Below are 15,684 nucleotides of genomic sequence, written 5' to 3'. Positions count from 1 at the left end.
ACTTTTGCCCGGGAGTTTTTGCCCAATGAGGCCAGCTGCCCTGTTTTCGTCAATGCAGACTTGATTGCAGCAGGGCTTGCCCCTTTTTCTCCCGAATCTGCAGCCCTGCCGGCGGCCCGCCTGATGCTGCAGGGGCTGGCCCGCCATTTTGCGGCGCGGGCAAGCTTTGCCTTTGAAACCGACCCTGTCGGGGCGCATTTACTTGCGTTACATCAGCGCCTGGCAGGCGGCAGGCTATCGCGTCAAGCTCATATTCCTGCGTCTCGAGAGTCCGGAGGAGGCTGTCGCCCGGGTTGCGCAACGGGTTCGCCAGGGTGGGCACCATATTCCCGAGCCGGTGATCCGTCGTCGCTATCACGCCGGCCTGGAAAACTTTCATCACCATTACGCGCCTCGGGTCGATGCCTGGATGCTTTACGATAACAGCGGCTTGACTCCCACCCTGCTGGATTGGAGCGAAAAAACCCCATGAACCGAGCCTCGATTGAAACTGCCCTGGATGAAGACCTGCGTCTTTCCGTTGGTGCGATGCAGCGCGCCGCGCTGCGCGCCCGGGAAATTGCCCGCCAAACAGCCACGGCGCTGGTCATCAGTCAAAACGGAGTGCTTGAGTTGTTGCAACCCGATCAAATTTCAACGCCTGTCACGTCCGAGCAAGAACACGCTGCGGACCACAAAACTTCATGACACACGCCCATTTTTTTGCCCGCCGCCAACGCCTCCTGGCGCAGGTAGGTGATGGCATCGCCCTCATTCCTACGGCCCCGGAGCAGGTGCGTAACCGGGATACCCACCACCCTTACCGGTTCGACTCCTATTTCTGGTACCTGACCGGCTTTCCCGAGCCCGAGGCGGTGCTGGTGCTGGCGGGCGGCAGGTCCATCCTGTTCTGCCGGGAGAAGGACGAGGAGCGGGAAATCTGGGACGGTTTCCGTTACGGTCCCGAGGCGGCGCGGCTGGCCTTCGGCTTCGACGAAGCCTGGCCCATCACCAGCCTGGAGGAGAAGCTGCCGCAGCTGATGGCGGACCGTCCCGTCCTCTGGCACGCCCTGGGCCATGATCCGGACTGGGACGCCCGCATCGGCCAGGCCTTGAACGCGGTGCGCAGCCAGGCCCGGGCCGGCAAGCGGCCGCCCACGGCCATCCATGACCTGCGCCAGGTCCTCGACGCCATGCGCCTCACCAAGGACGAGGCGGAGCTGGAGATCATGCAGCGGGCCGCCGACATCGCCTCCGCCGGCCATGCCCGGGCCATGGCCGCCTGCCGGCCGGGCCTGGCCGAGTACGAGCTGGAAGCCGAGCTCACCTATGAATTCCGCCGTCGGGGCGCCTCCGCCCACGCCTACAACCCGATCGTCGCTGGCGGCGCCCACGCCTGCATCCTCCATTACGTGGAGAACGACAAGCTGCTCGCCGACGGCAGTCTGGTGCTGATCGACGCGGGCTGCGAGCTGGAGGGCTACGCCGCCGACATCACCCGCACCTTCCCGGTCAATGGCCGCTTCAGCGCGGCCCAGAAGGATTGCTACGAGATCGTCCTGGCGGCCCAGGCCGCCGCCATCGCCGCCACCCGGCCCGGAGCCGGGTTCATGGCGCCCCATGATGCGGCGGTGCGGGTGCTGGTGCAGGGCATGGCGGACCTGCAGCTCCTCACGGGCAGCGTGGACGGGATCATCGAATCCGGCGCCTACAAGCGCTTCTACATGCACCGTACCGGCCACTGGCTGGGGCTGGACGTGCACGACGCGGGGGAATACAAGTCCGGCGAGGACTGGATGCCCCTGGCCCCGGGCATGGTGCTGACCGTGGAACCCGGTCTCTACATCCGCCCCGGGGCCGATGTGCCGGAACACCTGCACGGCATCGGCATCCGTATCGAGGACGACGTGATCGTCACTCCCGAGGGCTGCCGGGTTTATACCAGCGCCCCGAAGACGGTGGCGGAAATCGAGGAGGTCATGGCCCATGGCTGAACTGGAACAGACGGACATCCTGATCATCGGCGCCGGCCCCGTGGGGGCCACCCTGGCCCTGGCGCTCCGGGACAGCCCCTGGCGGGTGACCCTGGTGGACAAGCGGCCCCTGGCCGCCCAGGCCGCCGACCCCCGGGCCCTGGCCCTGTCCCACGGGGCGCGCCAGCTGCTGGAAACCCTGGACGCCTGGCCGGCCCGGGCCGCCACGCCCATCGAGACCATCCATGTTTCCCAGAAAGGCGGCTTTGGCCGCACCCTGATGGACCGGGCCGAATACGGCCTGCCGGCCCTGGGTTACGTGGTGCGCTACAAGGACCTGGCCGCCCGCCTGCAGGCTGGGGTGGGGGAACTGCCCGCCTGTGCATGCCTGGACGAAACGGGGCTGGTCAGCCTGGAGCCCGAGGTCGACGGAGCCGTGGCGACCCTGGAACGCCAGGGGCAGACCCGGCGCATCCGCGCCCGGCTGGTGGTCCATGCGGAGGGCACCCCCGGGGATGACCCCGGCGTGCAGGTGGATGATTACGGCCAGCAGGCCATCATCTGCGATGCCATTCCGGACCAGCCCCATGGTCACCGGGCCTGGGAACGCTTCACCCCGGACGGCCCCCTGGCCCTGTTGCCCCTGGAGCAGGGCTTCTCGGTGGTGTTCACCGTGCCCCCTGCCAAGGCGGATGCCCTGATGGCTCTGGATGACGGAGCCTTCCTCCTGGCCCTGGCGCAGCAGTTCGGCAGCCGCTTCGGCTTCACCGCCGTGGGCCGGCGCGATCGTTTTCCCCTGGCCCTGCGCCAGCGGCGCGAACTGGTTCAGGGACGCGAAGTCTGGATCGGCAATACCGCCCAGACCCTGCACCCGGTTTCCGGACAGGGTTTCAACCTGGGCCTGCGGGACGCCTGGCAGCTGGCTGAATGCCTGTTCGCCGGGGGCGACGATCCCGGTGCCGCGCCCGCCCTGGCCGCCTATGCCGCCAGCCGCAGGTTGGACCGGAGCGGTGGCGCCTTCTTTACCGACCAGGTGGTGCGCCTGTTCTCCAACAACCTGCCGCCCCTGCGCTGGGTCCGGGGGCTGGGATTGCTGGCCCTGGACCTGCTGCCGCCGGCCCGGGATTTCGTGGCACGGCGCATGATCTGGGGCGCCCGGGCCTGGCCCTGAATCCGGCCTGGGGCCTGGTGCATAGGCAGAAAGCCATATTGCATAGTCGCTTTGCATGGGTTTAGCATCGGTCCATTCCTGCTCCCCGGGTTTGCACCCGCCGACACCATGCTCCAAGCCCTGCCTGCCATCGATACCCCCCCGGGAGATCCTCTGTTCAGCGACCTGGACGAGGGCCTGGATTTCCTGGCGCAGCTGCCCCTGGGGGACCCGCCCCGGGCCGAGGTGCTGCTGCATGGATTCCTGGATGGCCTGCTGCATTCCGAACTGGGGGCCGAACCCCTGTTCGTGCTCCTCGAACATGCGGCCGAACCCCTGTATTTCGTGCGCGAAGCCCAGGCCAGGCTCTATCAGGGCAAGGCCCTGCAGCTCAACGAGGATGAAGAAACCCACTTCCGGCGCGGTTCCGGCATCTGGCAGAAGGTGGTGGATGCCTATGGCGCCTGTCTCGGTCGGGTGCTCGGGGAGCAGCTGGATTCCCGGCTGCAGGAAGAACGGGTGGCCAGCCTCCTGCACCGCTGCCTGCATTACCTGGCCCTCTGTGGCCGGGACCACTTCCTGGCCCGGCGCCAGCTGCCCGAAGGATTCTGGCGCCAGGCTAATGACTTCTATGCCCGGGCCGAGGCCCTGGGCGTGGCCGAAGCCCGGGTGGAAAAGCCCCTGGCGGAGATCGAAGGGCGCAGCCAGCGCTGCATCGATGCCTATGTGACCCTGCTGCTGCTGGATCTGGCCAGTCCCTACGGGCGCAGCCTGGGGGATTTCAACCTGATCTGGATGCTGGCCGACCACTGGGCGCCCCTGGTGAGTCTGCAGCCCCTGGGGGCCGATCAGGGCGGCTTGCCCCATGCCCTGGTGGATCTGCAGGCGGATCTGCCCTTGCAGTTCCTGTCCGAGCTGGAGGGTGAGGCCGGGCGCTACCGGGTCCTGGAATGCACCGAGCTCATCTGCCAGCTCAAGCAGAGCGGCCGGGACTCGGCCTTGCTGCCCCCGGGGCTGGGAGAGCTGGACCGGCAGCGTCTGGAAACCCTGCGTCATCACCTGCTCAAGGCCTGGTTCCCGCGCCCCCTGGGGCGCCGCTTTCCCCGCTCCATGGATTCGGGGGTGGTCGAAGTGGGCATGGGGCTGCAGCAGATTCATGCCCTGATCAGGGCGGATGGCGGGGTGAACTGGAATCGGGAAGACATCGATTTCCTGCTCTGGGACCAGGAGCTGGCCCCGGCCCATGCGGGGCTCCTGCTGGATCATTCCCCCACCGGCTTCCGCCTGCTGCTGCAGCCGCCGTTCGCCAAGGTGGCCCACGGCCAGCTGCTGACCCTGCGCCCCCACGATGGCTGCGATTTCCTCCTGGCCCAGGTCCAGTGGCTGATCCAGTGCCAGGACGGCAGCCTGATGGTGGGGCTGACCCTGCTGCCCGGCAGGCCCCGGGCCGTGGCCGTCCGCTCCCAGGGGCGCCAGGCCTTCTTCCAGCGCGCCTTCCTGCTGCCGGGCATGGAGGCTCTGGGGGCTCCCCCCAGCCTGGTCCTGCCCGTGGGGCTCTACCAGACCCAGGGGGAGCAGATGCTGGAGCTCTACGACGGCAGCAGCCGGCGTCTGCGGCTGGTGGGGCGCTTGCAGTCCGGGGCGGACTTCGAGCGGGTCAGCTACCGGGACTAAACCTAATCCTCGCCCCTGTGGCTATCGGGCCAGGCAAGCCCGCCTGACCCGATAGCCGGAGTGGGTCGCCGCCCCGGGCAGGGGCTTCCTCCGGTGTTATCCGGGTCTTGGGGGTTCAAACGGGGTTTTCTGCTTGAAGGGTTTCTGACTATTTTTTAGGCGCCCGCTGGGGTACAATCCGCCCCCTTCCCCACCTGCATCACCGGCGCCATCCTGATGGAATTCTGCGGCTTTACCCTGCGCAACAACCTGTTCGTCGCCCCCATGGCGGGCGTTACCGACCGGCCTTTCCGGCAGCTCTGCAAGCAGCTGGGCGCGGGTCTGGCCGTGTCCGAGATGGTTACGTCCAACTCGCTCCTGTACGGCAGCGCCAAGACCATACGCCGGGCCAATCACGACGGGGAAGTGGAGCCCATTTCCGTGCAGATCGCCGGGGCCGACCCGGCCATGATGGCTGAGGCGGCCCGCCACAACGTGGACAACGGCGCCCAGATCATCGACATCAACATGGGCTGCCCGGCCAAGAAGATTTGCAACGTCATGGCCGGCTCCGCCCTGATGCAGGACGAAGCCCTGGTGGCGCGCATTCTGGAAGCCGTGGTGGGCGCCGTCCCCGATACCCCGGTGACCCTGAAGTTCCGCACCGGCTGGAACCGCCAGAACAAGAACGCTCCCACCATCGCCCGCATCGCCCAGGAATCGGGCATCCGCGCCGTGGCCATCCACGGCCGTACCCGGGCCGACCAGTACACCGGCGAGGCCGAGTACGACACCATCGCCCAGGTGAAGTCCGAAATCCGCATCCCCGTGATCGCCAACGGCGACATCACCACCCCCGAGAAGGCCAAGTTCGTGCTCGACTACACCAAGGCCGATGGGGTGATGATAGGCCGCGCCGCCCAGGGCCGGCCCTGGTTGTTCCGGGAAATCGAACATTACTTGAAGACCGGTGAAAAGCTGGCCCCGGCCCGGGTGGATGAAATTCACGCCATCCTCATGGGCCACCTGCAGGAGCTGTACGCTTTCTACGGGGAAGATACGGGCGTGAAGGTGGCCCGTAAGCACATCTCCTGGTACACCAAGGGCCTCACTGGTTCGGCCGCCTTCCGGAAGGCCATGAACCAGTTGCCCGACCTAGACCTGCAGCAGCAGGCAGTGAACGACTTCTTCCACCACCTGGCAGAGCGGTCCGAACATCTCGAATACGAAGCAGAGGAGGAACTGGCAGCATGAGCCAGCAACAAGACATCGCGGCCTGCGTCCTGGGGGCCCTGGAAAAATATTTCCGCGATCTGGACGGGGAAAAGCCCACGGCCATCTACGACATGGTCCTGAAAAGCGTCGAGCGGCCCATGCTTGAAGTGGTGCTCAAACAGGCCGGCGGCAACCAGACCCAGGCAGCAGAGATGCTCGGCATCAACCGCAACACCCTGCGCAAGAAACTCACCGAATTCCAACTGATCTGAAGACTCACGCCATGACCATCAAGCAAGCGCTGATTTCCGTCTCCGACAAGACGGGTGTTCTCGAATTCGCCCAGGGCCTCGCCGCCCAGGGTGTCAAGCTGCTGTCCACCGGCGGCACCGCCAAGATGCTGCGCGACGCCGGCCTCGCCGTCACCGAAATCGGTGACTACACCGGCTTCCCGGAAATGCTCGACGGCCGCGTCAAGACCCTGCACCCGAAGGTGCATGGCGGCATCCTCGCCCGGCGTGATCTCGCCGAACACATGGCGACCATCGAACAGCACGGCATTCCGATGATCGACCTGGTCTGCGTGAACCTCTACCCCTTCGCCGCCACCATCGCCAAGGCCGGCGTAACGCTGGCCGACGCCATCGAGAACATCGACATCGGCGGCCCGGCCATGGTCCGTTCCTCGGCCAAGAACTACGCTGGTGTGGCCATCGTCACCGATCCGGCTGACTACGCCCCGCTGCTCGACGAAATGAAGGCCAACGGCGGCGCCCTGCAACTCGGCACCCGCTTTAACCTGGCGAAGAAGGCGTTCACGCACACCGCCCGCTACGACAGCATGATCGCCAACTGGCTGACCGGCCTCGACGAAGGCGCGGAAGCCCAACCGGAAGCCGCCGCGCCGATCCCGGCCGTGTTCCCGGCCAAGCTGCAACTGGCCTTCGACCGCGTCGAAACCCTGCGCTACGGCGAAAACTCGCACCAACAAGCCGCCTTCTACCGCGACACCATCGCGCTGCCGGGCAGCATCGCCAACTACACCCAGCTGCAGGGCAAGGAACTGTCCTACAACAACATCGCCGATTCCGACGCCGCCTGGGAATGCGTCAAGGCCTTCGACACCCCCGCCTGCGTCATCATCAAGCACGCCAACCCCTGCGGCGTGGCCATCGACGCCAACCTGCTCGGCGCCTACGAAAAGGCCTTCCAGACCGATTCCACCTCCGCTTTCGGCGGCATCATCGCCTTCAACGGCGAAGTGGGCATCGAAGTCGTTGAAGCCATGAACGAGCGCAAGCACTTCGTCGAAGTGCTGATTGCCCCCTCCTTCACCGCCGAAGCCAAGGCCGCCCTGGCCGCCAAGGCCAACCTGCGGGTGCTGGTCGTGCCCCTGGGCCGTGACCTGAACAAGCTGGAACTGAAGCGCGTCGGCGGCGGCCTGCTGGTGCAGACCGCCGATGACTTCACCGCCCAGGTCAAGGACCTGAAGGTGGTGACCAAGGTGCAGCCCACCCTGCGCCAGATCGAAGACCTGCTCTTCGCCGAGCGCGTCGCCAAGTTCGTCAAGTCCAACGCCATCGTCTTCTGCGGCGGCGGCATGACCCTGGGCGTCGGTGCCGGCCAGATGAGCCGCGTCGATTCCACCAAGATCGCCTGCATCAAGGCCCAGAACGCCGGCCTGGAGCTCAAGGGTTCGGTCGTGGCGTCGGACGCCTTCTTCCCGTTCCGCGACGGCCTGGATGTGCTCGCCGAAGCTGGCGCCGTCGCCGTGATCCAGCCGGGCGGCTCCATGCGCGACGAGGAAGTCATCGCCGCGGCCGACGAACACGGCATCGCCATGGTGTTTACTGGTGCTCGCCACTTCAGGCATTAATTTACTGCGATGAGGAAGCTGGTCGTTTTGTTGATTATTGGAGCCATAGGATGGCAAACCTATGGCAAATTTCGGGACAAGCAGGAAGCGTGGGCTGGCGATACCCTTCCTGTTGCTGGGCAACAGTTGGATACAGCAGCAAGTAGTAGTTATAGCTGCGATGGCCGTACGCATTGCTCCCAAATGACATCTTGCGCTGAAGCAACGTGGTTTCTTCAGCATTGTCCTGGCACCAAAATGGATGGCAATAACGACGGTATTCCCTGCGAAAAGCAGTGGTGCAGGTAACAAAAATAAGGATTTCTCCATGAAACTACTGGTCATTGGTTCCGGCGGCCGCGAGCACGCCATGGCCTGGCGCCTGGCGCAGACGCCGGGCCTGCAACGGGTTTATGTGGCGCCGGGCAATGCCGGCACGGCCCGGGAAGATGAGCTGGAAAACGTGAATATCACCGATCCGGTGGCGCTGGCTGACTTTGCCGAACAGAACGGGGTGCACCTCACCGTGGTCGGCCCGGAAGCTCCTCTTGCCGCCGGTGTGGTCAATATTTTTCGGGCCCGCGGCCTGAAGATCTTCGGCCCCACCAAGGAAGCTGCCCAGCTCGAATCCTCCAAGGATTTCGCCAAGCGCTTCATGGCCCGTCACAACATTCCGACCGCCGGCTTCGAGACCTTCTCCGACGTCGCCGCGGCCCACGCCTATGTGGACAAGCAAGGCGCGCCCATCGTCATCAAGGCTGACGGCCTCGCCGCCGGCAAGGGCGTCGTCGTCGCCATGAGCCTCGAAGAAGCACACGCGGCCATCGACGACATGCTGTCCGGCAACAAGTTGGGCGACGCTGGCGCCCGCGTCGTGATCGAGGATTTCCTCGACGGCGAGGAAGCCAGCTTCATCGTCATGGTGGACGGCAAGAACGTCCTCGCGCTGGCCTCCAGCCAGGACCACAAGCGCATCTTCGACGGCGACCAGGGCCCCAACACCGGCGGCATGGGCGCCTACTCCCCGGCACCGTGCGTCACCCCGGAAATCCACGCCAAGGCCATGCGCGAAATCATCCTGCCGACGGTACGCGGCATGGCCGCCGACGGCATCCCCTTCACCGGCTTCCTCTACGCCGGCCTGATGATAGGCAAGGACGGCTCGGTCAAGACCCTGGAATTCAACTGCCGCATGGGCGACCCGGAAACCCAGCCCATCCTGATGCGCCTCAAGTCGGATTTCGTGGACCTGCTGGAGCACGGCATCGACGGCACCCTGGACCAGGTGGAGGCCGAATGGGACCGCCGCGTGGCCCTGGGGGTCGTGCTCGCCGCCGCCAACTACCCGGATACCCCGAAGAAGGGCGACGTGATCAGCGGCCTGCCCGCCGGCAACCGCTTCGGTGAAGATTGCCATGTATTCCATGCAGGCACGGCCGAGCAGGATGGCCGGGTGGTCACCAGCGGCGGCCGGGTGCTGTGCGTTACCGCCCTGGGCGAGAACGTCAAACTGGCCCAGAAGCGCGCCTACGAGGCCCTGGTCGCCATCAGCTGGGACGGCATGCAGTACCGCAAGGATATCGGCTACCGGGCCATCAGCCGCTAAGCTGCGCCGTCTGCCTGCGAACCGGCACTGGGGTGATTGCCCGGGTGCCGGTTTTTTTATGTGTGCGTGGCCGCCTGTTTCTGAACAGCAGGGGTTCATTGCTGCCGAAGTCATTGCAGCCGGCTATGGGTTACCTCATGCCTTGTTTTCAATAAAATTTGACGGCATTCGGCCAGGAGCGGTCGCAAGCAAGGCACTTTACAAAGCGGCCAGCCGGAACACTTCTATCATATGCCTTATTGATATTCTGCTCAGTTATCGGCAGTATGCGGGCTTAATGGCCTATTCCATCCGAAGGCATGTATGCCCTTCTTCCAATAAGAGCGAAAATTATGACTTCTGCGACGCCGGTTCTCGACCTTGAGGCAGTTTTTAATGAGGCTGCATTTCCCGAATATACCTACGTCGATCCGAAGGAGTACCCATTCATAAAGTCGGCACTCCGCGCCAAAGGGAAACACGTCACGATTGCTGGCGCTTCCGGCTCCGGGAAGACCACCGTAGTTCATAAGGTCCTAAGAGACTTGGAGATACGGCCGACGGACATCCTTTTGGTTAATGGGCGCGAATTCAAAAATCACACGAACTATTTGGAGATGTTCGGCGCAATGTTGGGTGTCGACCCGACATACGACGCAACCACGCCGTACCTAGCGTCACAGCGACTAGTGGTCATTGACGATTTTCACCACCTATCTGAGCCCGTGAAGGAGGGACTGTCTGCGGACCTCAAACTATGGCACGAAAAGAGTGTCCGTTTTGTCCTGATTGGCATCGCCTCTAGCGCCCGCGATCTAGCGGGAAATGACTCAGAACTTGGCATTCGAAATGATGTCTTCGATCTCAGAACTCAAGGCGAAGATTTCGTCCACAAGTTAATGACACAGGGAGCTAGTCACCTTCGGATCAAGTTTTCCGAGCGCTTCCTTGCCGAAACAGCAATCGGATCAAAGGGCATTCCGTCCGTTGTTCAAGCCATCTGCCGTACCGCATGCATCAAACACGGGATAGAGAAGACCCAAGACGAAGGCCACGAGCAAGAAGTAGACGAGACAATTGCCAACATTAAGCAGGAAGTCCTGCGTATCTTTGAGCACAAGTATTTTGACAAGATAGTCTCTCTGTCTAAGGGAAAACAGCAAGCCAAGTCGGTCCATAACACCTACTTCGATATCGTTGCGGCTATAGCGAATGATGAACGCTCCGACATTCCTACAGAGTATCTGTATAGGACCATAGTCGCACCGATTGCTGACCCGAAGAAGAAAAACCAAAAGTCGACTTCGTACTACAACTGCCTCAACTATCTCGGTGATGTGATTCAGGATTCAAGGCTTGACGATGTCATTATGTATCGAAAAGGGAAGTCAATCTCGATTGAAGATCCTACGTTCCGTTTCTACTTAAATCTTTTGAACCTTGATGATGTGCGTCGCAAGATTCACATTAGAAATGATGAGTATCCTTGGGACGTAGCTGTTTCCTTTGCCGGCGAAGACAGGCCAGTGGTCCTTGAGTTCGTCAAGAAGTTGGAGGAAAAGGGGATATTTCCTTTTTACGATTTCAACCACCAAGCGCAGCTATGGGGCGTGGACTTGCAGAAGAAGCTTGCTGATATTTACGCCAACGATGCACTCTATATGGTGATCTTCATTTCCTCGAAGTACCCAGAAAAGGATTGGACTCGATTCGAATTCGAAATAGGAAAGTCTGCCGGGCAGAAGCGTCCGGACACCTATATTCTTCCGATTATCATCGAGGATGTCCCAATGGTTGGATTGGCGAACACGCTTGGGAAAGTGTTTCTCAAGGACCACGATATCCCGTACTGCGTGGACTTGCTAGCTGCGCGGCTAACTTGAGTTCGCGCCTAACGATCGCATCATCTGGGGGCAGCTTTGCTGGAAACCCACCCGTCTTGCGACTCCTTTAAGCAAAACGTTGAGCGTCCGCATTTCATAACGTCGACGGGCGGCTTAGGGTCGATAGGCGCCGCTCAAATCTATGCGCATCGCTGCTCCAAAAATTGACCGCCGGGCAACGGCGGAACCTGGCGGTTCAGCAAACACCCACCGCCCCGCATCAAGCACGGAACCAGGCCTGTCGCCTGACCAAAGTAATAATTGTGGTCTGCCCCCTATTTTTCACATCATGCCCACCTTCGATGTCTATTGCGGAGATTTGCTTGTCGGTTACTCCGAGCTTGAGAGCGGAGATCCACCGATGGGCGTTGCATTTGGTCAGTTCATACCTTCCGACGGCTACTCGACAATTCAACGGCAGTGCATTGAAAACCATGCCGATCAAACCAAGCTGGGCCTCAGCGTCAGAACGCCAAACAATGAAACAATCATCTGCGCGGGAGTCGGAATATTGGACTACTCAGAACAAGTGGGAGAAGGCTTCATTGAACTCAACGTTCTTGGTATTTCCTATCCTCTCTATGAGCAACTATTTCCTGAGCATGTGGCTCGGTATGAACAGCAGTTCAAGTAAGCATCCTCGCGTTCGTTCCGCACTGAGCGCCATGCTAACTAAACAGAGCGTATTGATCGAAGTTATGTAGGTGTATGGCACCCTCTGCCCCACGCTAGCAATAATTGAGGTCTGACCCCTATTTTTACTATTTTCGGGACGGGGAAGTCCATTTCATTCGTTAGGCAACTCATGTGCTCGATAAGTCTGCGCGATTTTCAGCTAACTGACATTTATGCTGTCAATGCACTTGGTGTTGCCGCGTTCGAGCAGTTCGCTCACCAATACGAAGACTGGCCAGGCTTCAGGGCAAAAATCGCATGCATGTCTTCGCTGGCGGAAACGGGCGAGATTATCGTTGCGGCATCCGGCGAAAAAGTCATGGGTGCAGTTGCGTACCTTGGTCCCGAGGCTCCAAAGAGTTCGTTTTTCCCGAGCACATGGGCTGTCATGCGAATGCTCGTTGTTTGCCCAGAATCACGCGGCAAAGGTATTGGCCGCGCACTTGCCAACGCTTGTATTGCAAAGGCTCTGTGTGATGGAGCCGAGGTGTTCGGCCTGCATACTAGCGCCATCATGTCTGTGGCACTTCCGATGTACCAATCCATGGGGTTTGAGTTCGTTCGTGAAGCGCCACCAATCCACGGTGTCCCATATGGCATCTACGCAAAAAAACTCGCTGGGCAAGGCCGTAATAATTGGGGTCTGCCCCCTGTTTTTTAATTGCCTATTTTTCACAGTGGCCGAGCGACACAACCTGCCGGCTACACTTGTAGGTTCTCTTCGGGTTTCGAACTCCGGCAATCTTTCGCTTTCAACAAACTAGCCATATGGATTCGTTGCCCGTATTTACCCCTGAGCAGTTTTCGAGGCGCCCTGCTATCGCTCAGGTGGAGGCCGAGCTGAAGAAGTGGCTAAGGCAAATTGCGGTAGAGGAACGGGTCGATTTCATTGCTCGGCTTTGGGCGATTAACTACCCCTTGGCGCTGATTCTTGTCCAGTCATCACAACTTCCGGTAAAAGAAATTGAGGCCTTGCTCCGCAAGTGGTTGGCCGCAGGTCATTACAATGCCGCACAAAAAATCATCGAATATTTTTCGGTGATGCTGGGCGAGAGGAAATTCTGGAAAATTGTTTCCGAGGTTGAGCTTTCTTCGGTCATGCGAGATTTCATCAACTATTACAGCAAAGGGCGGCTTGATGAACAACAACGCGGCTAACAATCAAAAGCCAGCTTTCTAGCGTCTCAAGCAGCAGCTTGGATCGGTGGGCGTCTGCCAGCAGCGAATAATTGGATTCTGACCCCTGTTTTTCCTATTTTTCAATATGACTTCATCCCTTCTTAAAACTCGTTCGCGTCGGCGGATAAACGCTATTCGTTAGGCAAATTTTCCCGACACATTCGCACTTTGAGAAAAGATCATGGATACAAATGAATTCTGGGCTTTGAACGTGGGTTTACCTCCGGAAAGCGCGGCAGAAGTAGTTCAAGAGCGCTTGGCTGCAATCAGCCCGGAACAGATTATTCAATATCAACGCCTGTTTGATAAATTCTTCTCCGAAGCATATCGATGGGATCTTTGGGGGGCGGCCTATTTGATTGATGGCGGTTGTTCGGATGATGGATTTATTGACTTCAGGTACGGCCTCATTTCAAGAGGTCGCAGTATTTTTGAAGAGGCATTGAATGATCCTGATTCGCTCGTTGCTTTTGCCAGTGATTCGGATGATGGATACATTCCAAATGAAGATTTCGGGTATGCAGCCGCGCGGGCATACAAAGAAGTTACTGGAACTGATATGCCGTCGCAGGAATACGAGCATCCCAAAGAGCCTGCTGGTGAGGGTTGGGATTTTGATGATCCAGAACTCTGCAATCAAAAGCTTCCAAAGCTCTGGATGAAGTTCGGAGAATCTTGATATTTGCCTAAAAATTCAGTCGAGAGGGACGGCCCAAAAGCAGCGCGCTGGGTTCCCTCCGCGTTCGGCCCCGGCAGGCCCTCACGTCAAACGTTCCTGAACGACTGCTTTCCAAATCCGGTCGATAGGCGCCGCTCAAATCTATCCGCATCGCTGCTCCAAAATTAACCGCCGGGCAATGGTGGAACCCGGCCCCCGCGCCAGCCCCACCCCACCTGGCCGATTCCCCCCTAAAATCCCCCCTCCGGCAACAACCCCAACCCCCCATGAACACACAACAACTCAAAGATTTCTTCACCACCCTGCAGGCCGATATCGTCGGCGAGCTGGAGGCCTTCGACGGCCAGCCCTTCCTGACCGACAGCTGGCAGCGCCCCGAAGGGGGCGGCGGGGTTTCGCGGTTGATCGAAGGGGGCGGCTGTTTCGAGCGGGGCGGGGTGAATTTCTCCCACGTTACCGGCAAGTCGCTGCCCGCTTCGGCCACTGCCCATCGGCCGGAACTGGCGGGGCGGGCCTGGGAGGCCATGGGGGTTTCCCTGGTGCTGCACCCGGAAAATCCCTACTGCCCCACGGCGCACATGAACGTGCGCTGCTTCGTGGCGACGAAGGAAGGCGAAGCGCCGGTCTGGTGGTTCGGCGGCGGCATGGACCTGACTCCCTATTACGCGTTCGAGGCGGACGTGCGCCATTTTCACGGCACCTGCAAGGCAGCCCTGGAGCCCTTCGGGCCCGGGGTCCATGCCCGCTACAAGCGCTGGTGCGACGAGTATTTCTTCCTCAAGCACCGGAACGAGCCCCGGGGGGTGGGGGGAATCTTCTTCGATGACCTGAACGAGGCCGGGGAGGGGGGCGAGACTCCCTTCGAGCGCTGTTTTGCCCTGACCCGGGCCGTGGGCGGGGCCTTCACCCAGGCCTATCTGCCCATCCTGGCCCGGCGCCGGGAGCTGCCCTACGGGGAGCGGGAGCGGGATTTCCAGTGTTACCGGCGCGGCCGCTACGTGGAATTCAACCTGGTCTTCGACCGGGGCACCCTGTTCGGCCTGCAGTCCGGGGGGCGTACCGAGTCCATCCTCATGTCCATGCCGCCGGTGGTGCATTGGCGCTATGACTGGCGGCCGGAGCCCGGCACCCCGGAAGCCGAACTGTACGAGCGCTACCTGTCGCCCCGGGACTGGGTCTGAGTCACCGGGTACACCTCGTCTTCCCCGTCTTTCGTTCCTGGCCGGGCCCGGCGCTTGCGCAGGTCCCGGTACACGGCGGCGCGCATCACCAGCATGGAAACCATGGGCGCGGTCAGGAGCACGAACAGGGTGATCAACAGTTCATGCACCACTGGCCGGGTTTCCAGGGCTGAAAACAGCAGCATGGAGGCGATCAGGATGCAGCCGGCCCCCAGGGTGATGGTGATGGCGGGGCCGTGGATGCGCTGGTAGAAGTGGGGCAGGCGCAGCAGCCCCAGGCAGCCGATCAGGGCGATGCAGCCGCCCAGCACCAGAAGCAGGGAGACAGGCAGGCTGATCCACAGGGGCAGCTGTTCCCAGGCTTGTTCATGCATGGCGACATCCTCCCGGGTGGGGCTTCATTCGATGATCTCCCCGCGCATCAGGAACTTGGCCAGGGCCACGGTGGAGGCAAAGCCCAGCAGGGCGATCAGCAGGGCCACTTCGAAATAGACCATGCTGCCGAAGCGCATGCCCAGCAGCAGGCAGAGCAGCATGCAGCACATCCACAGGGTATCCAGGGCCAGCACCCGGTCCTGGGCCGAGGGGCCGATCAGTAGCCGCAGCGTGCAGAACAGGATGCCCAGGCCGACGCAGCTCATGGCGAAGCCCAGGGCCAGGGGAAGCAGACTGGTCAT

Annotated in this window: 18 protein-coding genes; 16 read left to right on the top strand and 2 right to left on the bottom strand. The window is 61.3% G+C overall.

Translation table 11 applies throughout. The features are described 5' to 3' along the window. The first annotated feature begins 202 nt into the window (after positions 1-202). From G474_RS24155 to hemF, 16 genes are all read left to right on the top strand, one after another. A complete protein-coding gene (locus tag G474_RS24155) occupies positions 203-472 on the top strand; it encodes a hypothetical protein (protein WP_245589345.1) in 270 nt (89 codons plus the stop codon). Next, positions 469-687, top strand: a complete 219-nt coding sequence (locus G474_RS20430; RefSeq protein WP_043464036.1) for a hypothetical protein — start codon at positions 469-471, stop codon at positions 685-687. The genes G474_RS24155 and G474_RS20430 overlap by 4 nt, the downstream gene beginning before the upstream one ends. Then, a complete protein-coding gene (locus tag G474_RS0110600; protein ID WP_026686954.1) occupies positions 684-1,973 on the top strand; it encodes an aminopeptidase P N-terminal domain-containing protein in 1,290 nt (429 codons plus the stop codon). The genes G474_RS20430 and G474_RS0110600 overlap by 4 nt, the downstream gene beginning before the upstream one ends. Next, complete coding sequence (locus G474_RS0110595; RefSeq protein WP_026686953.1) at positions 1,966-3,123, top strand: FAD-dependent oxidoreductase; 1,158 nt, start codon at positions 1,966-1,968, stop codon at positions 3,121-3,123. Before G474_RS0110600 ends, G474_RS0110595 begins: the two co-directional genes overlap by 8 nt. Before the next feature lie 108 nt (positions 3,124-3,231). After that, positions 3,232-4,776 (top strand): hypothetical protein, encoded by a 1,545-nt coding sequence (locus tag G474_RS0110590; protein WP_026686952.1) that lies wholly within the window; start codon positions 3,232-3,234, stop codon positions 4,774-4,776. Positions 4,777-4,992: 216 nt separating this feature from the next. Next, positions 4,993-6,009, top strand: a complete 1,017-nt coding sequence (gene dusB, locus G474_RS0110585; protein WP_026686951.1) for a tRNA dihydrouridine synthase DusB — start codon at positions 4,993-4,995, stop codon at positions 6,007-6,009. Continuing rightward, positions 6,006-6,242: a helix-turn-helix domain-containing protein gene (locus tag G474_RS0110580; protein WP_026686950.1), complete on the top strand. Its 237-nt coding sequence runs from the start codon at positions 6,006-6,008 to the stop codon at positions 6,240-6,242. The genes dusB and G474_RS0110580 overlap by 4 nt, the downstream gene beginning before the upstream one ends. A gap of 11 nt (positions 6,243-6,253) precedes the next feature. After that, complete coding sequence (purH, locus tag G474_RS0110575) at positions 6,254-7,846, top strand: bifunctional phosphoribosylaminoimidazolecarboxamide formyltransferase/IMP cyclohydrolase (RefSeq protein ID WP_026686949.1); 1,593 nt, start codon at positions 6,254-6,256, stop codon at positions 7,844-7,846. Between the two features lie 9 nt (positions 7,847-7,855). Next, the gene (locus G474_RS24430; protein WP_084513708.1) at positions 7,856-8,134 is read left to right on the top strand and encodes an excalibur calcium-binding domain-containing protein; all 279 of its coding nucleotides are present in this window, start codon (positions 7,856-7,858) and stop codon (positions 8,132-8,134) included. Positions 8,135-8,153: 19 nt separating this feature from the next. Next, entirely contained in the window at positions 8,154-9,431 is a 1,278-nt protein-coding gene (gene purD, locus G474_RS0110570; RefSeq protein WP_026686948.1) for a phosphoribosylamine--glycine ligase, read from the top strand. A gap of 332 nt (positions 9,432-9,763) precedes the next feature. After that, positions 9,764-11,293 (top strand): TIR domain-containing protein, encoded by a 1,530-nt coding sequence (locus G474_RS0110565; RefSeq protein WP_026686947.1) that lies wholly within the window; start codon positions 9,764-9,766, stop codon positions 11,291-11,293. 142 nt (positions 11,294-11,435) lie between these two features. After that, entirely contained in the window at positions 11,436-11,927 is a 492-nt protein-coding gene (locus G474_RS23925; RefSeq protein ID WP_211228101.1) for a hypothetical protein, read from the top strand. Positions 11,928-12,098: 171 nt separating this feature from the next. Continuing rightward, a complete protein-coding gene (locus G474_RS22770; RefSeq protein WP_084513706.1) occupies positions 12,099-12,629 on the top strand; it encodes a GNAT family N-acetyltransferase in 531 nt (176 codons plus the stop codon). Between the two features lie 107 nt (positions 12,630-12,736). Next, a complete protein-coding gene (locus G474_RS0110555; protein WP_026686945.1) occupies positions 12,737-13,126 on the top strand; it encodes a hypothetical protein in 390 nt (129 codons plus the stop codon). 202 nt (positions 13,127-13,328) lie between these two features. Next, the gene (locus tag G474_RS22765) at positions 13,329-13,826 is read left to right on the top strand and encodes a DUF4240 domain-containing protein (protein ID WP_084513705.1); all 498 of its coding nucleotides are present in this window, start codon (positions 13,329-13,331) and stop codon (positions 13,824-13,826) included. A gap of 266 nt (positions 13,827-14,092) precedes the next feature. Further along, the gene (gene hemF, locus G474_RS0110545) at positions 14,093-15,007 is read left to right on the top strand and encodes an oxygen-dependent coproporphyrinogen oxidase (RefSeq protein WP_026686943.1); all 915 of its coding nucleotides are present in this window, start codon (positions 14,093-14,095) and stop codon (positions 15,005-15,007) included. On the opposite strand, the gene mnhG is transcribed toward hemF, so the two are convergent. Then, complete coding sequence (mnhG, locus tag G474_RS20425) at positions 14,980-15,381, bottom strand: monovalent cation/H(+) antiporter subunit G (protein WP_043464033.1); 402 nt, start codon at positions 15,379-15,381, stop codon at positions 14,980-14,982. The genes hemF and mnhG overlap by 28 nt on opposite strands. Positions 15,382-15,405: 24 nt before the next feature. After that, positions 15,406-15,684, bottom strand: a complete 279-nt coding sequence (locus G474_RS0110535) for a K+/H+ antiporter subunit F (protein ID WP_026686942.1) — start codon at positions 15,682-15,684, stop codon at positions 15,406-15,408.

The organism is Azovibrio restrictus DSM 23866 (genome assembly GCF_000429665.1).
Lineage (GTDB): Bacteria > Pseudomonadota > Gammaproteobacteria > Burkholderiales > Rhodocyclaceae > Azovibrio > Azovibrio restrictus.
This window is presented reverse-complemented; position numbering and strand designations above follow the sequence as displayed.